23 protein-coding genes and 1 pseudogene are annotated in these 23,969 nt (G+C 65.5%); 7 read left to right on the forward strand and 17 right to left on the reverse strand.

Going from position 1 to position 23,969, the window contains the following annotated elements:
- Window position 1 precedes the first annotated feature (1 nt).
- The 8 genes and pseudogenes from nuoE to IP83_RS19820 form a co-directional block, all read right to left on the reverse strand.
- On the reverse strand, window positions 2-670 hold the full coding sequence (gene nuoE, locus IP83_RS03750) for an NADH-quinone oxidoreductase subunit NuoE (RefSeq protein WP_054120876.1): 669 nt from the start codon (window positions 668-670) through the stop codon (window positions 2-4).
- Window positions 670-1,023: a nuclear transport factor 2 family protein gene (locus tag IP83_RS03755; RefSeq protein ID WP_054120899.1), complete on the reverse strand. Its 354-nt coding sequence runs from the start codon at window positions 1,021-1,023 to the stop codon at window positions 670-672. The genes nuoE and IP83_RS03755 overlap by 1 nt, the downstream gene beginning before the upstream one ends.
- On the reverse strand, window positions 1,016-1,285 hold the full coding sequence (locus tag IP83_RS03760) for a hypothetical protein (protein WP_143146640.1): 270 nt from the start codon (window positions 1,283-1,285) through the stop codon (window positions 1,016-1,018). The genes IP83_RS03755 and IP83_RS03760 overlap by 8 nt, the downstream gene beginning before the upstream one ends.
- Window positions 1,282-2,493 carry an NADH-quinone oxidoreductase subunit D gene (locus IP83_RS03765; RefSeq protein ID WP_054120878.1) on the reverse strand — a complete coding sequence of 404 codons (1,212 nt, stop codon included), beginning with the start codon at window positions 2,491-2,493 and terminating at the stop codon, window positions 1,282-1,284. The genes IP83_RS03760 and IP83_RS03765 overlap by 4 nt, the downstream gene beginning before the upstream one ends.
- 14 nt (window positions 2,494-2,507) lie before the next feature.
- Window positions 2,508-3,119 (reverse strand): annotated as a pseudogene (locus IP83_RS03770) (NADH-quinone oxidoreductase subunit C); the annotation flags it as partial.
- Window positions 3,120-3,240: 121 nt separating this feature from the next.
- On the reverse strand, window positions 3,241-3,798 hold the full coding sequence (locus IP83_RS03775) for an NADH-quinone oxidoreductase subunit B family protein (protein ID WP_054120880.1): 558 nt from the start codon (window positions 3,796-3,798) through the stop codon (window positions 3,241-3,243).
- Window positions 3,795-4,169 carry an NADH-quinone oxidoreductase subunit A gene (locus IP83_RS03780; protein WP_143146657.1) on the reverse strand — a complete coding sequence of 125 codons (375 nt, stop codon included), beginning with the start codon at window positions 4,167-4,169 and terminating at the stop codon, window positions 3,795-3,797. Before IP83_RS03780 ends, IP83_RS03775 begins: the two co-directional genes overlap by 4 nt.
- 198 nt (window positions 4,170-4,367) lie before the next feature.
- Window positions 4,368-5,117, reverse strand: a complete 750-nt coding sequence (locus IP83_RS19820; RefSeq protein ID WP_054120882.1) for an A24 family peptidase — start codon at window positions 5,115-5,117, stop codon at window positions 4,368-4,370.
- A 121-nt stretch (window positions 5,118-5,238) separates the two neighbouring features.
- Here IP83_RS19820 and IP83_RS03790 point away from each other — a divergent pair, with 121 nt between their 5' ends.
- The gene (locus tag IP83_RS03790) at window positions 5,239-6,435 is read left to right on the forward strand and encodes an acetyl-CoA C-acyltransferase (RefSeq protein ID WP_054120883.1); all 1,197 of its coding nucleotides are present in this window, start codon (window positions 5,239-5,241) and stop codon (window positions 6,433-6,435) included.
- 88 nt (window positions 6,436-6,523) lie between these two features.
- Here the strand turns inward: IP83_RS03790 and IP83_RS03795 are convergent, their stop codons facing one another.
- Window positions 6,524-6,994 (reverse strand): SH3 domain-containing protein, encoded by a 471-nt coding sequence (locus tag IP83_RS03795; RefSeq protein WP_369816989.1) that lies wholly within the window; start codon window positions 6,992-6,994, stop codon window positions 6,524-6,526.
- 105 nt (window positions 6,995-7,099) lie between these two features.
- Here IP83_RS03795 and IP83_RS03800 point away from each other — a divergent pair, with 105 nt between their 5' ends.
- Together IP83_RS03800 and IP83_RS03805 are read left to right on the forward strand one after the other, a co-directional pair.
- On the forward strand, window positions 7,100-8,128 hold the full coding sequence (locus IP83_RS03800; protein WP_054120885.1) for a D-glycerate dehydrogenase: 1,029 nt from the start codon (window positions 7,100-7,102) through the stop codon (window positions 8,126-8,128).
- A gap of 35 nt (window positions 8,129-8,163) precedes the next feature.
- Window positions 8,164-9,471, forward strand: a complete 1,308-nt coding sequence (locus IP83_RS03805; protein ID WP_054120900.1) for an ammonium transporter — start codon at window positions 8,164-8,166, stop codon at window positions 9,469-9,471.
- 8 nt (window positions 9,472-9,479) lie between these two features.
- On the opposite strand, the gene IP83_RS03810 is transcribed toward IP83_RS03805, so the two are convergent.
- From IP83_RS03810 to IP83_RS03840, 7 genes are all read right to left on the reverse strand, one after another.
- Window positions 9,480-10,175, reverse strand: a complete 696-nt coding sequence (locus tag IP83_RS03810; protein WP_054120886.1) for a triacylglycerol lipase — start codon at window positions 10,173-10,175, stop codon at window positions 9,480-9,482.
- A gap of 4 nt (window positions 10,176-10,179) precedes the next feature.
- Window positions 10,180-11,589: a nitronate monooxygenase family protein gene (locus IP83_RS03815; protein ID WP_054120887.1), complete on the reverse strand. Its 1,410-nt coding sequence runs from the start codon at window positions 11,587-11,589 to the stop codon at window positions 10,180-10,182.
- A 9-nt stretch (window positions 11,590-11,598) separates the two neighbouring features.
- The gene (locus tag IP83_RS03820; RefSeq protein WP_054120888.1) at window positions 11,599-12,348 is read right to left on the reverse strand and encodes a class I SAM-dependent methyltransferase; all 750 of its coding nucleotides are present in this window, start codon (window positions 12,346-12,348) and stop codon (window positions 11,599-11,601) included.
- Window positions 12,345-13,472, reverse strand: a complete 1,128-nt coding sequence (gene prfB, locus IP83_RS03825; protein WP_054120889.1) for a peptide chain release factor 2 — start codon at window positions 13,470-13,472, stop codon at window positions 12,345-12,347. The genes IP83_RS03820 and prfB overlap by 4 nt, the downstream gene beginning before the upstream one ends.
- A 124-nt stretch (window positions 13,473-13,596) precedes the next feature.
- Entirely contained in the window at window positions 13,597-14,139 is a 543-nt protein-coding gene (locus IP83_RS03830) for a peroxiredoxin (protein ID WP_054120890.1), read from the reverse strand.
- A 73-nt stretch (window positions 14,140-14,212) separates the two neighbouring features.
- Window positions 14,213-16,741: a penicillin-binding protein 1A gene (locus IP83_RS03835; protein ID WP_054120891.1), complete on the reverse strand. Its 2,529-nt coding sequence runs from the start codon at window positions 16,739-16,741 to the stop codon at window positions 14,213-14,215.
- A 168-nt stretch (window positions 16,742-16,909) separates the two neighbouring features.
- Window positions 16,910-17,782, reverse strand: coding sequence for an N-acetylmuramoyl-L-alanine amidase (locus IP83_RS03840; RefSeq protein WP_231624889.1), 873 nt, complete (start codon window positions 17,780-17,782; stop codon window positions 16,910-16,912).
- Between the two features lie 658 nt (window positions 17,783-18,440).
- On the opposite strand from IP83_RS03840, the gene IP83_RS03850 reads away from it, so the two are divergent.
- Window positions 18,441-21,212, forward strand: coding sequence for a ribonuclease E/G (locus IP83_RS03850; RefSeq protein ID WP_054120894.1), 2,772 nt, complete (start codon window positions 18,441-18,443; stop codon window positions 21,210-21,212).
- 86 nt (window positions 21,213-21,298) lie between these two features.
- On the opposite strand, the gene IP83_RS03855 is transcribed toward IP83_RS03850, so the two are convergent.
- Window positions 21,299-21,856 (reverse strand): class I SAM-dependent methyltransferase, encoded by a 558-nt coding sequence (locus IP83_RS03855; protein WP_369816990.1) that lies wholly within the window; start codon window positions 21,854-21,856, stop codon window positions 21,299-21,301.
- 376 nt (window positions 21,857-22,232) lie between these two features.
- Between IP83_RS03855 and IP83_RS03860 the strand changes: the two genes are divergently transcribed.
- From IP83_RS03860 to IP83_RS03870, 3 genes are all read left to right on the forward strand, one after another.
- Entirely contained in the window at window positions 22,233-22,415 is a 183-nt protein-coding gene (locus IP83_RS03860) for a Flp family type IVb pilin (protein ID WP_054120896.1), read from the forward strand.
- A gap of 195 nt (window positions 22,416-22,610) precedes the next feature.
- Window positions 22,611-23,393: a succinate dehydrogenase iron-sulfur subunit gene (locus IP83_RS03865; RefSeq protein ID WP_054120901.1), complete on the forward strand. Its 783-nt coding sequence runs from the start codon at window positions 22,611-22,613 to the stop codon at window positions 23,391-23,393.
- A gap of 24 nt (window positions 23,394-23,417) precedes the next feature.
- Window positions 23,418-23,888: a PaaI family thioesterase gene (locus tag IP83_RS03870; protein ID WP_054120897.1), complete on the forward strand. Its 471-nt coding sequence runs from the start codon at window positions 23,418-23,420 to the stop codon at window positions 23,886-23,888.
- Window positions 23,889-23,969: the final 81 nt, after the last annotated feature.

Consider the following 23,969-nt stretch of genomic DNA (forward strand, 5'->3'; position numbering starts at 1 on the left):
GTTACCACTCACTCCGGTAATCGTGATTGGCTGAAACCATCGCGGTCAGCGTTGTCGGCCCGCCGAGCGGCTCGACAGTGTGGCGGCCCGGCGCCTGCGTGCCGGTCTTGGGCTGCTTGCCCGCCGCCAGCTCATCGAGGATGCGCGTCATGTCCGCCGCGGTCAGATCCTCGTAGTTGTCGTCGTTGATCTGGACCATCGGCGCGGACGCGCAGTTGCCCATGCATTCCACTTCAGTGAAGCTGAACAGGCCGTCCTCGGTGGTGTGGCCCTTCTTCAGCCCCTTGGCCTTGCATGCCGCGATGATGTCGTCCGAGCCGCGCAGCATGCACGGCGTCGTCCCGCAGACCTGCACGTGGAACCGGCCGATCGGGGCGATGTTGTACATCGTGTAGAACGTCGCGACTTCGACCACGCGGATGATCGGCATGTCGAGCTGCTTCGCGACATATTCCATCACCGGAATCGGCAGCCACCCTTGCGTGTTTTCTTCCGCACCCACCTGGCGCTGCGCCAGATCGAGCAGCGGCATCACCGCCGAGCGCTGGCGGCCCGCCGGATAGCGCGCGATGATCGTCTTCGCCTTCTCGGCATTCTCCGCCGTCCACGCGAAAGAGCCCCAGCGGGCGCGCAAGGTCGGGGTATCAGGTTCGATATGACGGTCAGCCATCAGCGAATGAACTCCACGCGAGAGCACTTCTCGCCTTCGAAAGAATAGACCGCGACAACGTCGAACGGCTCGACCAGCGCCGACCCGTCGGTTGCAGGCCCGCGCGTCACATGTTCGCGCATCAGCACGTAGGTGCCGATGGCCTGCGCGTGCGTGATCTCGGCATGGTTCTGCGGCCAGCGCGCGAACGCGGCGGCAAGGCCCGAGCGCGTGCCTTCCTTGCCTTCACGCACGACATCGCCGCGATAGTTCGCCTCGCAGGCGTCGTCGGTCATGTACGAGACGTAGGTATCCACGTCCTGCGCGTTGTAGGCGGCAATCATGGCCTTGGCGGTGGCGAGGTTGTCAGCCATTTCGGCCATCCTCGTCGATCCGCGCGCAATAGGCGCGCCAGCGTGCCCGCGTCACCAGCACCGCACCGATCAGGATCGGCGAGGCTGCGAGGCCGACGACCAGCAACTCCGACAGGCTATCTTTTAAGGTTGGAACCCGCGGAAGCAGAGCGCCGACGGCAATCGCCAGCACAAACCAGGGAAGCAGTTGCGTCCCGATCTGCGTACCGCCCCGCCGGCACTGCTCATAAAGGTACGCCTCGTAGCGCGACAGCAAACTCACCGGTCGCACTCCCCGAACACCACGTCGATCGCGCCGATGATCGCGGTGACGTCAGGCAGCATGTGGCCCTTGGTCATGAAGTCCATCGCCTGCAGGTGGCTGAATGCAGTCGGGCGGATCTTGCAGCGGTAGGGCTTGTTGGTGCCGTCCGAGACCAGATAGACGCCGAACTCGCCCTTGGGGCTTTCCGTCGCGACATAGACTTCGCCCGCCGGCACGTGGAAGCCTTCGGTGTAGAGCTTGAAGTGATGGATCAGCGCTTCCATCGACTGCTTCATCTCGCCGCGCTTGGGCGGGACGACCTTGCGGTCGGTGCTCGCAACCGGCCCTTCCGGCATTTCGGCCAGGCACTGCTTCATGATCCGGGCGGACTGGCGCACTTCCTCGACGCGCACCATGAACCGGTCATAGCAATCGCCGCGCGTGCCCACCGGTACCTCGAAGTCCATGCGGTCATAGACGTCGTAGGGCTGGCTCTTGCGCAGATCCCACGGGATGCCCGAACCACGGATCATCGGGCCCGAGAAGCCCCAGGCAATCGCATCATCGCGGCTGACAATGGCGATATCGACATTGCGCTGCTTGAAGATGCGATTGTCGACGACGAGGCTCATCGCATCCTCGAACAGCTGCGGCAGGCGCGTGTCGAGCCAATCGGCAATGTCGGTCAGCAGCTTGAGCGGCACATCCTGATGCACGCCGCCGGGGCGGAACCACGCCGCATGCATGCGCGCGCCCGATGCGCGTTCGAAGAAGTTGAGGCAGTCCTCGCGGATCTCGAACAACCACAGGTTCGGCGTCATCGCGCCGACGTCCATGACGTGCGAACCGAGGTTCAGCATGTGGTTGCAGATGCGCGTCAGCTCGGCAAACAGCACGCGCAGATACTGCGCCCGCAGCGGCACTTCGAGGTTGAGCAGCTTCTCGACCGCGAGCACGTAGGAGTGCTCCATCGCGAGCGGCGAGCAATAGTCCAGCCGGTCGAAATAGGGCAGCGCCTGCAGGTAGGTCTTGTGCTCGATCAGCTTCTCGGTGCCGCGATGCAGCAGGCCGACATGCGGATCGACGCGCTCGACGATCTCGCCGTCCAGTTCCATCACCATGCGCAGCACGCCGTGCGCCGCCGGGTGCTGGGGGCCGAAGTTGATCGTGTAGTTGGTGATGACCTCGTCGCCGGTGGTGGGCGACTGTTCAAGGCTCAGGCTCATGCCTTGTTCCCTTCAGCCTTCTCATCGCCCGGAAGCACATAGTGCGCGCCTTCCCACGGGCTCATGAAATCGAATTGCCGCAAGTCCTGCGCCAGCTCGACCTTCTCGTAGACGACGCGCTTGTCCTCTTCCGAATAGCGCAGCTCGACATAGCCGGTAAGCGGGAAGTCCTTGCGGAACGGGTGGCCCTGGAAGCCGTAGTCCGTCAGGATCCGGCGCAGGTCCGGGTGCCCGGCAAAGAGCACGCCGTAAAGGTCATAGACCTCGCGCTCGTACCAGCTGGCGTTCGGCCAGAGCCCGGTCACCGTCGGCACCGGAGTGGCCTCGTCGGTCGCGACCTTCACGATCAGGCGGTGGTTCTTCGTCAGCGAAAGCAGGCAATAGACCACCTCGAAGCGCTCGGGCCGCGAAGGGTAGTCCGCGCCCGCGATGTCCATCAGCTGCTGGTATTCGTGGGTATCGCGCAGCGCCTGGAGCGCTTCGACGATACGCTCGCGCACCACATGGATCACGATCTCGCCATGCTGCTCGCGCGCGGAGACGATCATGTCGCCCAGCGCGGCGGACAGCGTTTCCAGCACGCCGTCAAAGGGCGAATAGCGGGGGGCGGAATGAAGCACGGTCATGCTCGAGTTCCTTCCGAAAGCGCAGCGCGAACGTGCTTCGACAAGCTCAGCACGAGCGGGGTTGGAGTCGGGATCATAACCAAGGTCCGCTCATCCTGAGCTTGTCGAAGGATCACAGCACTCACCGCTCGATCGTCCCGACGCGGCGGATCTTCCGCTGCAACTGCATCACGCCGTAGAGCAGCGCCTCGGCGGTCGGCGGGCAACCAGGCACATAGATATCGACCGGCACGATGCGATCGCAGCCGCGCACCACCGAATAGCTGTAGTGATAATAGCCGCCGCCATTGGCGCAGCTGCCCATCGAGATCACGTACTTGGGGTCCGACATCTGGTCGTAGACCTTGCGCAGCGCCGGGGCCATCTTGTTGCACAGCGTGCCGGCCACGATCATCACGTCCGACTGGCGCGGGGAAGCGCGCGGGGCGACACCGAAGCGCTCCATGTCATAGCGCGGCATGTTCACATGGATCATCTCGACCGCGCAGCACGCCAGACCGAAGGTCATCCACCACAGCGAGCCGGTACGGGCCCACTGGAACAGCTCCTCGGTCGAGGTGACGAGGAAGCCCTTGTCCGAAACTTCGGCGTTCAGGCTGTCAAAGAAGGCGGCATCAGGCGCGGTCGGCATGTCCGCCGCGGTGGCCGGGATGATCGAGGAGGTAGGCACGGTGCTCATTCCCAGTCCAACGCCCCTTTCTTCCACGCGTAGATGAAGCCGATAACCAGTTCGAACAGGAAGACCATCATGGTTACCCAGCCGGCCCAGCCGCTTTGCTTGAGGCTCACGGCCCAGGGAAACAGGAACGCCGCTTCAAGGTCGAAGATGATGAACAGGATCGCGACGAGATAGAAACGCACGTCGAACTGGCTGCGCGGGTCCTCGAACGCGGGGAAGCCGCACTCATACTCGCTGAGCTTCTCGGCATTGGGGTTGTGCGCGCCCGTAAGCCGCGAAACACCCATCGGAAGGAACACGAACACGCACGAAAGCGCGAGCGCGATGCCGAGGAAGATGAGGATCGGCAGATATTGCGCGAGATAGGGCAGTTGCTCGGCCAAAGGATTGACTCGCCTGTTTCTATGTCGAGCGCGCACTAGTCCCGGTAACCCCTCAGTGCAAGTGCGGCATGACCCGATGAGGCTCAAAATCCAAGCTTTTGTCTGTGGAAGACCGCTGTTTTGGCGGTTTTCTGCGCCCTTTGGCACTACATACGAATGAATGCCAGGTGATAACGACTTGCAGTATCAAATCCCCTGCCACAGAAACACCGGCCACGCCGCCAGCGCCAGCAAGGTCCCCAGGGGCAACATCGTATCGGGCCGAACCTCCCGCCCTGCGCGCCACAGCAATGCGGCTACTGCCAGCCCACCAAGGCTCGCCAGCAGCAGCGTGTGGATCACCCCGAGCGGGCCCAGCCACAGCCCGATGGCGCCCATCAGCGGGGGGTCTCCGCCCCCCAGCCCTTCTTGCCCGCGCCACATCAGATAGCCCTGCCCCAGCATCCACAGCGCCGTGAAGCCGAACACGCCGCCGACCATCGACTGGACCAGCACCATCGGATCGTTCGCCCAGTATCCCATCACCAGCGCAAACAGCGCGCCGCTCGCCCCCAGCAGCGCCGAGAGCTGGCGCGGCAGCCACATGTGTCGCAAGTCCAGCATCGCCAGCAGCAGCAGTTGCCAGCCGAGCATCATCGCCCAGACCGGAAACCAGCTCAGCCAGACAGATACGGCACCGATCAGCGCCCCGCCGAGTTCCGCCGCCAGTTGCCAGCGATCGATGGCAGAGCCGCATTCCCGGCACTTGCCGCCCTGGATCACCCATGAAAGAACGGGGACGAGCTCGATCGGCTGCAGTTCCTTGTCGCAGGTGTCGCAGGATGAACGGTCCATCACCAGCGGCCGCCCGTCCGGCAGGCGGATCAGCACCAGCCCCATGAAGCTGCCGACAACCGCGCCCACAACCATCCCGAACAGGATGAACACGATCAGCATGCAGTCCCTTCTCGCATAGCTCTGCGTTCCTCGACGCGAATTGAAATCGTCACCCCCGGGGACTACATGAGCCGGACTAACCGGGGCCTGGCGCGGTCCCATAGCACAGGAAGTGTTTCCAATGGCCCAATTCTCCGCTGCCGATCCGGTTGTGATCCTTTCCTTCGCCCGCACCCCGATGGGCGCCATGCAGGGCGCGCTTTCGGATGTCCCCGCCACCCAGCTCGGCGCAACCGCCGTCAAGGCCGCGGTCGAGCGCGCCGGCATCGCGGGCGAGAAGGTCGACCGCGTCTACATGGGCTGCGTGCTCCCCGCCGGCCTCGGCCAGGCGCCTGCGCGCCAGGCCGCGATCCACGCGGGCCTGCCGACTTCGGTCCAGGCGACGACGGTCAACAAGGTCTGCGGCTCGGGCATGCAGGCCATGATCATGGGCGCCGAAGCGCTCGCTTCGGGCACGATCGACATGGTCGTCGCGGGCGGCATGGAAAGCATGACCAACGCGCCCTACCTCCTCAAGAAGCACCGCTCCGGCGCGCGCATCGGCCACGATACGGCCTATGACCACATGTTCCTCGATGGCCTCGAGGATGCCTACGAAGCGGGCCGCGCCATGGGCACCTTCGCGCAGGACACCGCCAACGAATACCAGCTGACCCGCGAGCAGCAGGACGCCTACGCCATCGAATCGCTCCGCCGCGCGCAGACCGCGATTGCCGAGGGTGCCTTCACTGCTGAAATCGCGCCGGTGAAGGTCGTCAGCCGCAGCGGCGAGACCGTGATCGATACCGACGAGGCCCCCGGCAAGGGCAAGCCGGACAAGATCCCTGCGCTCAAGCCCGCCTTCGCCAAGGACGGCACGATCACCGCCGCCACCTCCTCTTCGATCTCGGACGGTGCCGCCGCGCTGGTGCTGACGCGCGAAAGCGTTGCCGCTGCCGATGGCCTGACTCCCGTCGCCCGCGTCGTTGCGATGGCCGCCCATGCGCAGGCGCCCAAGGACTTCACCACCGCTCCGGTCGGCGCCATCACCAAGCTGCTCGACCGTGCCGGGTGGAGCGTTGCCGATGTCGATCTGTTCGAAGTCAACGAAGCCTTCGCCTGCGTCGCGATGTTCGCGATGCACGATCTCGGCATCCCGCACGAGAAGATCAATGTTCACGGCGGCGCGACCGCGCTTGGCCACCCCATCGGCGCTTCGGGGGCGCGCATCGTCACCACGCTGATCGGCGCGCTCCAGCGCCACGGCAAGAAGCGCGGCGTCGCCAGCCTCTGCATCGGCGGCGGCGAAGCGACCGCTGTCGCCATCGAACTGGTCTAAGTCTTTCGGGTCCTCCCCATTTTCCCCTCAGCTTGTCGAAGGGGCAAATGGGGAGGTGGCCCGCCGCAAGGCGGGTCGGAGGGAAAACTCAGTCCGCACCCCACACGGACGCCCTGGCGACAAAGCCCTTGCGTCCGTCGATATCGAACTTGCACCAAGCCGGGCCGCAATCGCCCAGCCTGCCGGTCACTCCGGGCTCGGCACGCCACAGCAGACGGCCCGAACCATCAGAATTCTCGCGAATCTCCGCAATCCCGCCCTTCACTGTCGCGGTGCGGGTGCGCGTCAGGAACTGGGCGAGCATCCACCCGCGCGCGCCGTCGATATCCTCGATCAGGCGCCAGCCGCCGATGGTGCGCAGCACTTTCATCGGCAGCCCGGCACGGACGTAGACCCAGCTGATGCGGTATTCGCGCCCCGGCCCCACGCGCAGGTTGGCAGGCTGACTGCGAAGCGAGGCCCAGTAGGGGCCATTCTCGTCATCCGCCGCGCGCGCGGGCGCTGCCGTCAGCAGCGACAGCAGGATCATGATCGCAAATCGCTTTCCGGACAGAGACACGCTCGACCTTCCTCCCTTGGCGCTGCAAGATCTGCGATACAGCATTCGTCGCACCGGGCAACCGGGTGCTTGACCGCGCGCGCGCATGCGGCATAGCGATAGGCCATGCCTGCCAACCCGCCCAGCACCGACTACCGGACCACCCGCCGGATCGAAGGCCGCCCCCGCGTCTTCGTCACGCGCCGCCTGCTGCCCGAGACCGAGGCGCGCATGGCCGAGCTGTTCGACGTCACGCTCAATCCGGACGACCGCCCCCTGTCGCAGGACGAAATCCGCGCCGCGATGCAGGAAGCACATGTCCTCGTCCCGACGGTGACCGATCGTATCGACGCCGAACTCATCGCCGCCGCGGGCCCGCAGCTCGGCCTGATCGCCAGCTTCGGCGCTGGCACCGATCACATCGACCTCGCTGCAGCGCGTGCGCGGAAAATCCTCGTCACCAACACGCCCGGCGTGTTCACCGATGATACGGCGGACATGACGATGTCGCTCATCATCGCCGTCTCGCGCCGCCTTGCCGAAGGCGGGCGAGTGATCCGTTCGGGCGACTGGGCCGGCTGGGCGCCTTCCACTCTGCTCGGCCACCGCATCAGCGGCAAACGCCTTGGCATCATCGGCATGGGCCGCATCGGCCAGGCCGTTGCCCACCGCGCCCGCGCCTTCGGGCTGGAGATCGTCTACCACAACCGCCAGCGCCTCCCCGAAGCGTTCGAACGCATGGTCGGCGCGCGCTATGAGGCGGATATCGACACGCTGGTGCGCGAGTCCGATATCGTCACGCTGCATTGCCCCTCCACGCCCGAAACGCACTTCATCATGGACGCGCGCCGCATCGCGCTGATGAAGCCCGAGGCCTATCTGGTGAACACCGCCCGCGGCGACGTGGTCGACGAGAACGCGCTGATCGAGGCGCTGCAGGAAGGCCGCATCGGCGGCGCGGGGCTCGATGTCTTCGCGCACGAGCCGAAGATCGACCCGCGCCTGCTCGCACTCGGCAATGTTTCGCTCCTGCCGCACATGGGCAGCGCAACGTTCGAAGGGCGTACAGCATCGGGCGACAAGGTTATTGCCAATATCCGTTTCTGGGCCGATGGGCATCGCCCGCCCGATCAGGTTCTGGAAGGGTGGGCCTAGAACAAGCAAGCGAGTCGCGCGGGGGGAATATGTCGATGAAAAAGGTTTTCGCGGTGGCCCTTGCCGCCGCCGCGCTCGCGCTGCCCGCGCTTGGCCATGCGCAAGGCGTGGAAGCCGTGGACGCGGCCGACAGCGGCGATACCGCATGGCTGCTCGCCTCCTCCGCACTCGTCCTGCTGATGACGCTGCCCGGCCTCACCCTGTTCTATGGCGGCCTCGTCCGCGCCAAGGGCTTCCTCGCGGTTGCCATCCAGATCGGCGCGATTGCCGCGATCACATCGCTGCTCTGGATCGTTGTCGGCTACACGCTCGCCTTCGGTCCTGTCTCGAGCGGCTGGCTCGGGGGCGGTTCGGCATGGATGCTCGGCCAGCTCGGCAATGTGCGCGAAGGCACGCTCGTGCCCGAAAGCGCCTATGCGCTGTTCCAGATGATGTTCGCCGCGATCACGCCCGCGCTTATGGTCGGCGCCTGGGTCGACCGCGCCCGGTTCGGCTGGGTTGTCGCCTTCGCGGCACTGTGGAGCCTCATCGTCTACGCCCCCGCCGCGCACTGGGTCTGGGGCGGCGGCTGGCTGGCGAGCCGGCTCGGCACGATGGACTTTGCGGGCGGCATTGTCGTCCACACCACGGCGGGCGTCTCCGCGCTCGTCGCCGCGCTGCTGCTGGGCAAGCGGACCGGCTTCCCGCGCACCCAGATGCTGCCGCATTCGCCCTCGCTCACCATGATCGGCGCGGCCATGTTGTGGGTGGGCTGGTTCGGCTTCAACGGCGGCTCCTCGCTCGCCGCCACCGACGACGCGGCCTCCGCCATCATCAACACCCATGCCGCGGCCTGCACCGCCGCCCTCGCATGGCTCGCCATCGAGAAGATCAGCATCGGCAAGCCGACTTCTGTGGGCTTTGCCACCGGCGCCATCGCAGGCCTCGCCACCGTTACGCCCGCCGCGGGCTTCATTGCTCCGGGCGCTGCCATCCTGTTCGGTCTTGCCGCAGCGGCTGTCTGCTACCCGATGATCCTGCTGGTGAAGCGCCGCCTCGAGATCGACGACTCGCTTGATGTCTTCGCGGTTCACGGCATCGGCGGCATTGTCGGCTCAATCCTCCTCGCGGTGTTCCTCGAACCCTCGCTCGGCGGCACCGGTTACGCGGAAGGCATGGGCCTCGTCCGCCAACTCTTCGCACAGGCCGCCGGTGTCGGCGCCGTCGCCGCCTGGAGCGCACTCGGCACGGTGATCTGCGCCCTCGCCGTCGCCATGGTCATCCCGATGCGCGTGACCGAGGACGAGGAACGCGAAGGCCTCGACCTTACCAGCCACGGCGAACGCGCGTGGGAGTTCGAGTAAGCGACAGCCTACCCAAGCTCCTCCTTCAGGAGCCCCAGTACCATCCGCACCGCGCCGCTCGCGCTCGCCATTTCGAAGTGCTTGAACGGCACCTCGACCTGCCGGTCCGATTGCCACGCCTCGCCTTCCGCCGAGCGCGGCGCCACGATCCCGTCGCGCCTCGACCACACCGCGATCGTGCGAAGCGGCGGCTTCAAGGACGGGTCCTCGTCAAAGGGCGCCGCATCCACCTTGTGGTCATTGAGCGCTTCATAGGCACGCCAGGCATTGTTCGCGCGGCGATTGCCCGAGAACGGCGATCCGAGCGTCACCACGAGACGGCACGCATCAGGATGGCGCAAGGCGAGGACGCGCGCATAAAGTCCGCCGAGGCTCCAGCCGATCAGCACGACCGGCTGCCCCGTCCGCGCTGCCATATCCTGCAGGCGCTGCTCGAGCCGCGCGATCTGCGCCGGGCGGGCACCGGTGTTCATGCCCTGCCCCCAGCCCTCGGTCACGAACCCGGCCTTTTCCAGCGACCGCCGCAATAGCGCTGTCGCCCGGTCTGACGACAGCAGGCCAGGGATCACAATGACCGGCTGCCCCCGGCCGAACGGCGGCACCACCACCGGCGGGCGCAGCGGCGCGGTGTGAATCTTGGGCAGCGCCAGAAACTCGAGCGCCCAGCGCCAGCGTGGTGGAGCTTTTGCCGGATCCGCCGCCATGCGCTCAGTCGCCCGTCAGAATGCGGTCCACCAATTGCTTCACAGTGGGCGTGAAGTTGTTGGAATAGAACGGGTCCTGCTTGAACCGGTAGGCCGAGTGCCCGGCAAACATCAGGTTCTGGTCGACAGGGCCGCCATGCGCGATGTCCTGCAGCGTCTTCTGGATGCAAAAGCTGCGCGGATCGGCGAGCCGTCCGGTCGTATAGTCATCGTGGTCCTTCCACGAGGAGAACCCGCAGTGCGAAAGGCAGCCCATGCAGTCCTTCTGGTCCTGCTGGATTTCCTCGCGCTCCGCCGTCGTCACGAACACGATCGTATCATCGGGCGTCCGCAACGCATGGGTGAAGCCTGCGCCGAACCATGTGCGGGCACGGTCGCGGTCAGCTGGCGTCACCCAGAAGTTCTTGCCCTTCACGCCGACATCGAGCTGCACCGTGTGCTCACCAGCAGAAACCTTGGAATAGGGAATCTGGCGCTCGGAACGGGCAACCAGCGCCTTGAGGAACGGGTTGATCACGGCGGAGGAATAGAACCCCGTCGGCGAGAACCGGTGCAGCAGCACGTCGCCCTGATCGAGGGTGCGCAGGTGGTCTTTCCACCCCTGCGGAATCGGGCTCTCCTGCGTCAGCAGCGGACGCGTGCCGAACTGGAAGGCAATGCTGCCCAGCTCCTCATTGTCGATCCAGTTGTCCCACTCGCGCAGGAACCACACGCCGCCTGCCATCACGATCGGCACGCTGTCGGGCACGCCCTCCGCGCGCATCACATCGCGCAGCACTTTCACGCGCGGATAGGGATCTTCAGGCTTCTTCGGGTCCTCGGCGTTGGACAGGCCATTGTGCCCGCCCGCCAGCCACGGATCTTCATAGACCACCGCGCCCAGCAATTCGGGAACCTTGTGATAAGCCCGCTTCCAGAGAGCGCGGAAGGCGCGGCCCGAGGAAACGATCGGCAGGTAGTTCACCGCATGGCGCGCCGCGATCTCGGCCAGCTTGTAGGGCATGCCCGCGCCGCAGGTCACGCCTGCAACGAGGCCGCGCGTCTTTGCCAGCACGCCTTCGAGGATCGGCTGCGCGCCGCCCATTTCCCACAGGACGTTGATGTTGATCGCGCCCTTGCCGCTGGCGAGCTCATAGGCGCGCTTTACCTGCTCGACCGCGCCGTCGATGCCATAGCGGATCAGCTGCTCGTGGCGTTCCCGGCGCGTCAGCTGGGTATAGACCTGCGGGATGATCTTGCCGGTCGGATCGTAACTATCCGCGTTAACCGCACTCACCGTGCCGATGCCGCCCGCCGCAGCCCATGCGCCGGAGCTCATGTGATTGGTCGCGGCAACACCCTTTCCGCCCTCGATCAGCGGCCAAACCTCGCGGCCACCATAACGGATCGGATTCAAACCCTTGAACGCAGACATCGTCTTCCCTCAGAGACCCCCAACCTTGCCATCGGCGCCCTTGGCACCCGCATGGCATGATCGCATCCGGCTCGGCTCAGGTGGCCCGCTGCCCACGGGTACGAACTGAGCAATATAGCCTGATACATTCGGCTTACGGCGAAACGCAGACAAGCGAAAGCCCGCTGTCTCGAATTCGCAAAAAAGGAGCGCGGGCGGCGTGCCGTGATCAGCAGTCGGCCGGTCCGCATCGACCACGATCACCGAACCGCCCGGCTTCAAGGCAGGCCACATCCGCCACAGGAACGGATAAGGTTCGGCGATCTCGTGGTACATATGGATCATGAACACGCGGTCGAAGCTGCGCGGAGGCAAGCGCGGATCATCCGGCGCGCCCTGCTTTATCGATACCGACATCAATTGTTCCCGCTCGATGCGCGCGCCCAGACGCCCAAGCGCGCCATCGTCGATGTCCTGGGCCAGCACGCGGCCCTTCTCGCCGACGCGCGCGGCAAGGCGCACCGTGTAGTAGCCCTCGCCCGCGCCGATATCGGCAACCGTCATGCCCGGGGCAACCTCGGCCTCGTCCATCACGCTTTGCGCTTCGCCCTGCCGGTCGCGCAGTTCCTCGTTCGACCACTGCGTCGAGACAACCCTCGCGACCGGCCGGTCCGCGCGCGGAAACGCGCGGTTCTGCGGCGCGCGGTCGGTATCTACGGCATCGGCGCGGCAGGCCGCCAATGCCAGCAGCCCCGCCACGACGACGAAGCGCGTGCTCAATCGTCGTCTTCCACGGTCACCTTCTCGCCCGTCACCCGCTGCGCCAGTGCGGCGGCCATGAACGGATCGAGCGCGCCGTCGAGCACGTCGGTCGGGTTGGTGCTGACCACGCCCGTCCGCAGGTCCTTCACCTGCTGATAGGGCTGCAGCACGTAGGAGCGGATCTGGTGGCCCCAGCCGATCTCGGTCTTGGCGGCATATTCGCCGCTCGCCGCCGCTTCGCGCTTGGCGAGTTCCGCCTCATAGAGCCGCGCCTTGAGCATCCCCATCGCGGTCGCGCGGTTCTTGTGCTGGCTGCGGTCGATCTGGCTCGCGACGATGATGCCCGAGGGCACGTGCGTGATGCGCACCGCCGAGTCGGTCGTGTTCACGTGCTGACCGCCGGCGCCGGAGGCACGGTAGGTATCGATCCTGAGGTCGGCCGGATTGATCTCGATCTCGATGTTGTCGTCGATCTCGGGATAGACCCAGACCGAGCTGAACGAGGTGTGCCGCCGCGCCGAGCTGTCATAGGGACTGATGCGCACCAGCCGGTGCACGCCGCTCTCGGTCTTGGCATAGCCGTAGGCGTTCTCGCCCTTGATCAGCAGCGTGGCAGACTTGATCCCGGCCGCTTCCCCCGCGTGATAATCGAGCAGGTCGACCTTGAACCCGTGCCGCTCCGCCCAGCGCGTATACATGCGCTGGAGCATTTCGGCCCAGTCCTGGCTCTCGGTACCGCCGGCGCCCGCGTGAACTTCGAGGAACGCGTTGTACCCGTCCGCCTCGCCCGCAAGCAGCGCCTGGACCTTGTCCGCATCCGCCCGCTCGGCCAGCGCGGCCAGTGTGGCGAGCCCTTCCGCTACCGTCGCGTCATCGCCTTCCATCTCGCCAAGTTCGACGAATTCGATGGCATCGGCCATTTCCGCGCTGATCTCGTTGACCGCACCGATCGACGCCTCAAGCCGCCGCCGCTCGCGCATCACCGCTTCGGCCTGCTTGGGATCGTCCCACAGCTTCGGATCCTCGACCCGCGCGTTCAGTTCATCAAGACGGCGGACAGCGCGGTCCCAGTCAAGGAACTTGCGCACCAGCCGCAGCGCAGCCTCGATGCGGTCGATATGGGCCTGCCCTTCGGCACGCATGACGCTTCTCACTCCAGATAGCGGGAGCCTTGCCGCTGCATGCAGCGGGGCGGCTTTTGAACCGAAGCCGCTTAGCGAAGCCGCGCGCCTTGTAAAGAGCGTAGGGGCTCCGCCTCTCCCGCGTTTAGCCCTTCTTGAGCTTCTGCACGGCTTCCAGCGTCAGCTTCACGTGGTCCTTGTAGTCCATGTCCGAGTGGACCATCACGATCTTGCCGTTCTTGGCGATCACATAGCTGGTGCGCTTGGTGAGGCCGCTCGCAATGCCCGCCACCTTGAGCGAGACGTCATAGGCCTTGATCACGTCCTTGGTCGCGGCGGCGACAGCGAACTTGTCGCGGCATTCGGCGGTTGAAAACTTCTGCAGCGTGGGCAGATCATCGTTCGACATGCCGAGCACGGTCGCCCCGGCCTTGGCGAAATCCGCCGTCGCCTCGGCAAAGGCATGCGCTTCCATCGTGCAGCCCGAGGTAAAGGCCTTCGGATAGAAATAGAGCACGACCGGGCCCTTCGCGAGCATGGCTTTGAGGTTCACCTTCATCGGCTTGCCAGCCAGCGCGCCCATCGTGGTGAAGTCCGGCGCGACGGCGCCTTGCGCGAGTTCCGCATTGGCAGCGGCGGGGACAAGAAGGGCGAGCGCCGCAGCAGCGGCCAGAACATGCTTGATCATGCCGCGCAGCCTATCAGCAACAATGCCGAGCCGGAACCGGCAAATGGTGCAGTGAGCTCAGTAGATCCCGCCCCTAGTAAATCCCGCCTTTGTCCTCGACGAAATCGCCCTCCTCGACCGGAACGTCATCGCCGCCCGCATCACCCTTCGCCGCGCGCGCCTTGCGGATCGCCTCGAGCACCGCGTCCTTCAGCATCTGGTCCTCGGGCCGGAACGTGCGCGTCGGCTCGCTGTTGGGCTTGAACGCTTCCCAGATCACAGAGGCCTGCCGCACGTAGTCCTCCGGTGTCCCGCCGAACACCTGCCGCCCGCTCACCCGGTCGATCTTCACCATCCGGATGCCTTCGGGCACGGTGAAGGGCGTATCGCTCCAGCGCTTGCGGGTCGCGATCACGAAGTCCTTGAAAATCGGCGCCGCGATCCGCCCACCCTGTGCATAGCCGCCCAGGCTCCTCGGCTGATCATAGCCGAGATACAGCGCGCTCACGATATCGGGCGAGCCTCCGGCGAACCACACGTTGGTCGGGCCTGATGTCGTGCCCGTCTTGCCGAACAGGGGCAAATGCAGGTCGGCCAGCGTCAGCGCGGTGCCGCGCACGACCACGCCTTCGAGCATATGCACTACCTGATAGGCGGTGCGCGGATCGAGCACCTGCTTGCCGGTCGGCTTCATCCGAGGCATCGCCTTGCCGTCCCATTGCGCCATGTTGCAAGCGCCGCAATCGCGGTTGTCCGCCTTCCAGATCACCTTGCCATTGCGGTCCTGGACGTAGTCGATCAGCGTCTGCTCATGCTGGCGGCCATGGTTGGCGAGCGCGGCATAGGCATTGGCCATCCGCGCCGCCGTCGTGTCGCCCGCGCCCAGCGCCATCGAGAGGTAGGGCTGATAATCGCCGATCCCCATCCCCTTGATCGTGCGGACCACCTTGTCCATGCCGACATCATTGGCGATGCGCACGGTCATCAGGTTGCGCGATTGCTCGAGGCCCCAGCGCATCGTGTGGCTGCCCGATCCGCCTTCGTTGCCGAAGTTCCTGAAGCACTTCTGCCCCAGCGCCGCGCCCTGATAGACGCAGAACGTGCCATCGAGCACCATCGAGGCCGGGGTCATCCCGTTATCCAGCGCGGTGGCATAGACGAACGGCTTGATCGTCGATCCCGGCTGGCGCACCGCCTGCGTCGCCCGGTTGAACGAGCCCAGCCGCGCGTCGAACCCGCCCTGCATCGCGAGCACGCGGCCGCTCTGCGGGTCTTCGACCACCATGCCGCCCGAAACTTCCGGGATCACCCGCACCGACCAGCCCCCGCCCGAAGGCGCCGCCGCGATCACGTCACCTGCCTTCATCGCCTGCGGCATCGCCCAGAGCGGCCCGGTGCTGCCATCGGCAAACCCGATGCGCCCGTCATTCCCGCGCCGCGAGAGCACCACGCCGATGCGCCAGTCCTGATAGCGGATCGAAAGATTGCTGGTGATCAGTTCAGACTGCCAATTGCCGGAAACGTCCAGCCTGGCGATCGGCCCGCTCCACGCGCGTCCGCCGCTGAAGCGCACGAGGCCCGTCCGCAGCGCGTTTTGTGCCGCCGTCTGCAGCTCGGTATCGAGCGAAGTGCGCACCCACAGCCCGCCCGCATACACGCTGTTCGGCCCGTTCTCGGCATTCTCGCCGAACTTGTCGATCAACTGGCGGCGCACTTCCTCGAGGAAATAGCCCGCATCCGCCGTGAAGTTCTCCGCCCGCCGCGGTACGAGGCCCAGCGGCTGCGCTTTGGCCTCGGCTGCTTCGGCAGCGGTCGCCCAGCCGTTCTTGACCATCTGATCGAGCACATAGGCCCGCCGCTCCAGCGCCTTCTCGGCAAACTTGGCGCGGCCATACGTCTCCGGCGCCTTGGGCAGGATAGCGAGGAACGCCACCTCATGCAGCTTGAGATCGCCCACGTCCTTGTCGAAATAGGCCCGCGCCGCCGCCTGCACGCCAAAGCTCTGCCGCCCCAGCGGAATCTCGTTGAGATAGAGCTCAAGGATCTGCTGCTTTGTCAGCACGCTCTCGATGCGCCGCGCGAGGATCATTTCCTTGAGCTTGCGCGTGGCCGAGTATTCGTTGCCGATAAGGATGTTCTTGGCGACTTGCTGCGTGATCGTCGAACCGCCGCGCGCACGCTCGCCCGATCCGAACTTCATCGTGTAATCGACCATCGCGCCGATCAGGCCGGTGATATCGACCCCGCCATGGCTGAAAAACGACTTGTCCTCGGCGGCCAGAAACGCATGGATCAGCGGCTCGGGAAAATCGACATAGCGCAGCTGCACCCGCCGTTCGCGCGCATAGCTGGAGACGATCTCGCCATCATTGCCGCGCACCATCGTCGGCAGCGGCGGCTGATAGGTCAGCAGCTTGTCGGCCGAGGGCAGCGTGCGGATCACCGTGACCCACAGGATCAGGTAGAGCACCGCCAGCACGCCCAGCGCATAGCCCGCGCGCCGCACCCACACCTGCCCGCGCCACAGCTCGCGCGCCCGGCCCAGCAGCCCCGCCGCATCGCGCTGGATACGCCAGCGCACCGAAGTACCGTCGGAACCAGGAAGGTCAGGATCATTCGCCATCTGCCGCGCGCCTTAGCATGGCCCTTTGCGGGAATGCCAGTGGCTGCGAAAGTTGGCCCCTCATTCGACACCCGTACTTGACACAGAGCCCAGCTTCCCCCCTTACCCGTCACCCCGGACTTGATCCGGGGTCCCGCTTTGCAGCAAGTGCCGCGCCCCTCCCCGAAATCAGGGAGCCGCCGCCACCAAATTCGTCCGCGCAAGATAAATCTCGATCGCCGATGCCACGGCCTTGGCAAACCCCCGCCGCCATTCGGGGCTGCTCAGCGCCCGCGCGTCGTCCGGGCTGCTGATATAGCCCGCCTCGATCAGCGCCGAGGGCAGGTCGAGCGACTTGAGCACCACGAAGGCCGCCTCGCGCTCGGGGTCCTTGTGGAAGCGCACCGCGGCCTGCCCCTCGCGCAGCACCAGCGCGCCGAAGGCCTTGGAGCGCTCGCGCATCTCGCGCTGCGAGAGGCTGACGAGAATGGCGGTCACCGCATCGGATTTGCCGCCGAGCTCCACGCCGTTCACCGTATCGGCCTTGTTCTCGCGCTTCGCCACCGCATCGGCCACCGCATCCGAGCCGCGGTCGGACAGGGTGTAGACCGTCGCCCCGGTCGCGTCGGGCGATTCCGAGGCGTCGGCGTGGATCGAGACGAACAGGTCCGCCTTCAGCCGCCGCGCGATGCCCGAGCGTTCTTCCAGCGCGAGGAAGCGGTCTTCGTCGCGCGTCAGCGCCACGCGCACGCGTCCGTCGGCCAGCAGCGCCTCGCGCAGCGAGAGCGCGAGCGCCAGCGTGAGCGCCTTTTCCTTCTCGCCGCGCTGCCCGCTGGCGCCGGGATCGTGGCCGCCGTGCCCGGCATCGATCACCACCAGCGGACGGCTGGCATCGGCGGGCCCTTGGATCTTGGGCAGCCCGACCTCGCCGCGCGTGGAGGGCAGCGCAACACGGATCACCGAGGACGGCGCGTGCGCTGGCGCCGCATAGGCCATGGCGAACAGGATCGCGGCTGCCGTCACCACGGCCAGCGGCACGCCCAGCACTACTGCAATCAGCACACGCCCTCTCATGGCGCGCGGCTATGCCTTGCTTGACGCCAAACGGTCCAGCAGGAATTATGGCGAGTCAATCCGACCGCAGCGAGGCCGCGTCCTCCCCAAGTGTGACTCGCTGTCATGGTTTTAATTGCTGGTTGGGAAATCCGGTGCTAGCAGTGCCAATCTGGAACGAGCCCGGATCGGCCTCGGCTCCGCCCCCGAACTTACGCTGCAAGGCCTTCGTGCATATCGCAGAGCATCGGGACAAGGCGCTGCTGCGGAACGATTTTCAGCCCGAACCTGAAGTACTTGCGAAGCGGGAACCCGGCTGTGTCCGCCCCTTTCGCACCTGAGGTTGATGTCTTGATGGAAAGCCGTGCAACGTTCGAGCCGAGGAGCCCTTCAGGGGCCCGCACCGGCTTGGCGTGCACCGGTCCGTGCCTGTCGCCACGGACCATCCACGGGGCAGACACGCAAGAACCGCCGCCGGGCGGCGAGCGCCATGGACACGCAAAAGCGGCCATCCCCGCGCTCCGAACCGGCACATCCGCATTCGCGAAACGCCTCCAAGCCGTCCCGGTCGCAACCGGGCCCGGCGCTGACGGCTATCGCGCTTTCACATTGAACCGCGCCCAGAACCCGGGTTCACCCCCGCGGCCGCGCGGCTGGAGACTTTATAATGACCATGCGCATGCTGATCGATGCGCGCCACCAGGAAGAAACCCGGGTGGCGGTGCTGAATGGCAACCGGATTGAAGAGTTCGATTTCGAATCTGCCGATCACAAGCAGATCAAGGGCAACATCTATCTCGCCAAGGTAACCCGCGTCGAACCGTCGCTGCAGGCGGCCTTCGTCGATTTCGGCGGCAATCGCCACGGGTTCCTCGCGTTCAGCGAGATCCACCCCGATTACTACCAGATCCCCAAGGAAGACCGCGAGGCCTTGCTGGCGGAGGAAGCCGCGCACGCTGAAGAGGAAGCCGCGCTGCGCGCTGCCGACGAGGCGGCGGGCGATGACCTCGACGACGAGGATGGCGGCTACGATTACGATGGCGATGAAGGCGTCACCGAAGTCGATACCTCGGAGAAGGACGAAGTCGCCACGATCGAGGGTGGCGTTGTCGAAAATGACTTTGAAGACAATGATATAGCCGAAGACGCCGACGGCGACACGGGTGACGTTGGCGAAGATGGTGAAGGCCGCCCCCGCCGCCCCCGCCGCCAGCGCGCACCGCGTGCCCAGGCGCGCGAAGCCGACGATCTGCGCGCTCGCCGCATGGCGCTGCGCCGCCGCTACAAGATCCAGGACGTGATCCAGCGCCGCCAGGTGCTCCTCGTCCAGGTCGTCAAGGAAGAGCGCGGCAACAAGGGCGCCGCCCTCACCACCTACCTCAGCCTCGCTGGCCGCTACTGCGTGCTGATGCCGAACTCGAGCCATGGCGGCGGCATCAGCCGCAAGATCAACTCGGCGGCAGACCGCAAGCGCCTCAAGTCGATCATGGCGGAGCTTGAGCTGCCCCGCACGATGAGCTGCATCGTCCGCACCGCCGGCCTCCAGCGCACCAAGCCCGAAATCAAGCGCGACTTCGACTATCTCGCCCGCCTGTGGGACGAGATCCGCGAACGCACTCTAAAGTCCTCCGCGCCCGCGCTGATCCATTCGGACAGCGACCTCATCAAGCGCGCGATCCGCGACATCTACAATCGCGACATCGAGGAAGTGGTGGTCGAAGGCGAGCAGGGCTACCGCGCCGCCAAGGACTTCATGAAGCTGCTGATGCCCAGCCACGCCAAGCGGGTGAAGCAGTACGCCGATCCGGTGCCGCTGTTCCAGCGCTACGGCGCCGAGGACCAGCTCACCGCGATGTACGATCCGGTCGTTCAGCTGAAGAGCGGCGGCTACCTCGTGATCAACCCGACCGAGGCGCTCGTCTCGATCGACATCAACTCGGGCCGCTCGACCAAGGAGCATGGCATCGAGGCGACGGCCGTCAGCACCAACCTTGAAGCCGCGCGTGAAATCGCCCGCCAGCTGCGCCTGCGCGACATGGCCGGCCTTGTCGTGATCGACTTCATCGACATGGAATATGGCTCCAACGTCCGCAAGGTCGAGAAGGCGATGAAGGACGCGCTGCGCAATGATCGCGCGCGCATCCAGGTCGGCCGTATCTCGGGCTTCGGCCTCATGGAAATGAGCCGCCAGCGCCTGCGCACCGGCGTGCTCGAAGCGACGACACGTGCCTGCCCGCACTGCGATGGCTCGGGCCTCGTGCGGACCGCCTCGTCGGCAGGTCTTTCGGCGCTGCGCATGATCGAGGACGAAGCGGCCAAGGGCAAGGGCACGATCATCTCGCTCTATGCCAGCCAGGAAGCAGCGATCTACGTGCTCAACGCCAAGCGCGCCGATCTTGCAGAGATCGAACACCGCTATGGCGTCTCGGTCGAGGTGATCCCCGAAGGCGAGAACGAAGGCGCCAAGATGCGCGTCGCCTCGCGCGGGCCCAAGCCCTCGTTCGTGCCGCGCTTCGAACCGATCATCGAGCCCGAAGAGGACGTGATCGAAGAGGAAGATTACGCCGACGAGGAAGAAGCCGAGGGCGACGACGAGCCGCGCGGCGAGCGCCGTGAACGCGGCGAGCGCGATGATGGTGATGGTCGCCGCAAGCGCCGCAAGCGCCGGCGGGGCCGTGGCCGCGATCGTGAAGGCGGCGAGAACACCCAACCCGCGTCCGTTGAAGGCGAATCCGAAGGCGAAGACGAGGAAGGCGAAGACGGCGAGCGCAGCGAAGGCGGTGAACGTGGCGATGAGCGCGGCGACGAACGCGGACCGCGCAAGCGCCGCCGCCGTGGTCGTCGTCGGCGCGGTGGTCGTGGCGATGGCGAGACGCAGAGCAGCGACGCCGATCCTACCGAGTCGGAAGCCGAGGCTGGCGAATCGGCCGAAACCGTCGAGGCTGCGGAAGCTGCTGTCGAGGCCCCTGCCCTTGAAGCTGTTGTCGAGGAAGCGCCTGCCAAGCCGCGCCGCAGCCGCCGCAAGAAGGCCGATGCCGAAGTTGTCGAGGCCGAAGCGGCAGCGCCTGATGCTGCAGCGGAGCCCTTAGCAGCGGCAACCGAGGTGGAAGCGCCCGCCAAGCCCAAGCGAACGCGGCGCAAGAAGGCCGACACGGCTGAGGCCGAGGCGCCTGTCGCGGAGGACGCCGTCGAAGCGCCCGCGGTGGAGCCGGAAGCGGAAGCGGGAGCGGAAGCACCGGCCAAGCCGAAGCGCACACGCCGCAAGAAGAGCGAATCGGCTGAAGTCGAAGCGCCTCAGGCGGATGCGCCAGTTGCCGAAGCTCCGGCGCAAGATGCTGCGTCGGAAACTGCGGTCGAGGCTCCGGCCGCACCGGCTCCGGCAGACGACAAGCCGGGCGAACCGCGCCGCGGCTGGTGGCAGCGCACCTTCGGCGCCTGATCAGGCCCGAAGAACGCCTCACGAAGAAAGGGCCTCCCCGGCACGCCAGCCGGGGAGGCCCTTTCCGCTTCAACCGGCAATTGGGCTCAGGCCACCCGCGTCGCGGCCCCCCACTCCATCCACGCCGCCCAGCGCGGAGTGCCATCGAGATAGCCCTGCCCGATCGGCGAGACATCAAACCCGGCATGGCGCACGGCCCCGGTAATCGGCCGGGTCAGATGGCAACCACCGGCAATCGGCTTCCAGAACGGTTCGATCCGCTGCTGCCAGCGCTGCACGTCCGCATCGGGCGCGCTGCCGTGCTCGAGAAACAGGAACTGTCCGCCGGGCTTCAGGATGCGCTTCATTTCCGAAAGCACGCGCTGCGGATCGCTGACTGAACACAAGGTGTAGGTGCACACCACTGTATCGAAACTCTCGCTGGGGGAGGGAATCGCCTCGCCTACGCCATGGCGAATGTCCGCAGTCCAGCCCTTCCTCGCAGCCTCTGCCCGCGCGAAATCGAGCAGCTTTTCAGAGGGATCGATCCCGGCAAAAGAGGTGACTGCAGCAGTATCATAGAACTGCTGGTTGTAACCGCCGCCGCAGCCGATCTCGAACACTGCTCCGCGCGCCTTGGGCACCACTTCCGCGCGCAGGTCCATGATACCGGGCGCACCGCAGCATGTGCGTATCAACCGTGGCACCATGTGCCGATCCCAGAATGCCCTCAAACCCATCGCTTGCGCCCTCTCCTCTCCAGCCATCGCTGTTGTTGCATGGCCAAGCGTTGCGTCACAAGCGCCCGGCGTTCACGACTTCATGAGTCGAATCTTTGCCGCAATGTTTCTCCAAGCATCTAAAAAGATCGGACTGCGAGAGACATGCCTTTGTTTAGGCAGCAGAATTTTCTCCATTTCCGGCGGTGCCGCGCTTGTCACGTTAGGGGATTGTTAGAAAATTGTGCGTAGATAGGTCCCTGCTCACCACGAAGACACGAGGGGTGGGTGGCGCGTGGGGCGCCAACTCAGGAGATCGAACATGACGCTTTTCAAGAACCTGCTCGCTAACGAAGAAGGCGCGACCGCTATCGAATACGGTCTGATCGCCGCTCTGATCGCTGTTGCCGCCATCACCGCCATGGGCGCGCTGGGCAACTCGCTGTCGAACACGTTCAACCTGGTTTCGACCCAGATGAACAACGCTTCGGACGGCAAGCTCTAAGAGCTTCGCGCTGGGCGCAACGTTCGGGGGCGGGGAACTTCGGTTCCCCGCCCCTTTCGTTTGTGCTGACGAAACACGAGCACGACCTGTCACCTTGGGTAGGCCGGTTTGGTGCCCTCCCCCCTTGCTAGGCGCCGCGGTTTCGCTAAGGACTGTGCATCCATTTTCTTGAACGAGATCAGCAAGGACGGCTCGATGGCGACCTTCACGCTTCCGAAGAATTCCAAGGTCAACGGCAAGGCGCGGCATTTCCCGGCGGCCACCCAGGGACGCATTCAGAAGTTCAAGGTCTATCGCTACGATCCCGACTCCGGCGAGAATCCCCGCTACGACACGTTCGAGATCGATCTCGACCAGTGCGGCCCGATGGTGCTTGATGCGCTGATCAAGATGAAGGGCGAGCAGGACCCGACCCTTACGTTCCGCCGCTCCTGCCGCGAAGGCATCTGCGGTTCCTGCGCGATGAACCTCAACGGCCGCAATGGCCTCGCCTGCACGACGGCGATTGCGGACCTCAAGGGCGAGATTCGCATCACGCCGCTGCCGCATATGGAAGTGATCAAGGACCTCGTTCCCGACTTCACCCACTTCTATGCGCAGTACGCCTCGATTCGGCCCTGGCTGCAGACTGTCTCGCCCACACCTTCGGGCAAGGAGCGGCTGCAGAGCCCCGAACAGCGTGAAAAGCTGGACGGCCTCTACGAATGCATCCTGTGCGCCTGCTGCAGCACTTCGTGCCCCAGCTACTGGTGGAATTCCGACAAGTTCCTCGGCCCCGCCATCCTGCTCCAGGCCTACCGTTGGCTGGCCGACAGCCGCGACGAGATGACTGGCGAGCGGCTTGACGAGCTCGAAGATCCCTTCCGTCTCTATCGCTGCCACACGATCATGAACTGCGCGAACGTCTGCCCCAAGGGCCTCTCGCCGGCGCGTGCGATCGCGGAAATCAAGAAGCTGCAGGTCGAACGCTCGCTGTAAGGCGCGCGCTCCCGACATCTTTTCATGACGGCCGACAATTCCGCCTTCATCTACGGCCCATCGGCCGAGCATCCCGGCTGGCATACCTGGGACATGGCCGATCCCGAGCGGTTCAACTCGGTCACGATGGGCCGCCTGCTCGTGCGCCGCGAGGAACTGCCGGGAGGAGGGCCAGCCGTCCGCCTGCGCATGTTTCCGGAGCGGCGCCACAGCAACCTGCTCGATGCGGTGCATGGCGCGATCACGCTGGCGCTGATCGATATCTCGCTGTTCGCGTGCATGCGCCATGTGCTGGATGGTGATGCGGCGGGTTCGGTGACGCTTGACCTCTCGACCCAGTTCATCGGCGCCGGCCGCGTTGGTCAGCCGCTTGATGCGGTGGTCGAAGCCTTGCGAGAAACCCGGCGGCTGCTGTTCCTGCGCGGCACGGTGGTGCAGGAAGACCACCTCGTCGCGGCTTTCAACGGAACCGTGCGCAAGCCCTCGTCGCGATGAGCGGTCTCGCGCAGCGCTACGCCGCACTTGTGACGGCAGGCGAACTGAAGCCTGATCCTGAACAAGCCGCTGCCGCCGCCC

Source organism: Novosphingobium sp. AAP93, from assembly GCF_001296055.1.
In the GTDB taxonomy this organism is placed as follows: domain Bacteria; phylum Pseudomonadota; class Alphaproteobacteria; order Sphingomonadales; family Sphingomonadaceae; genus Novosphingobium.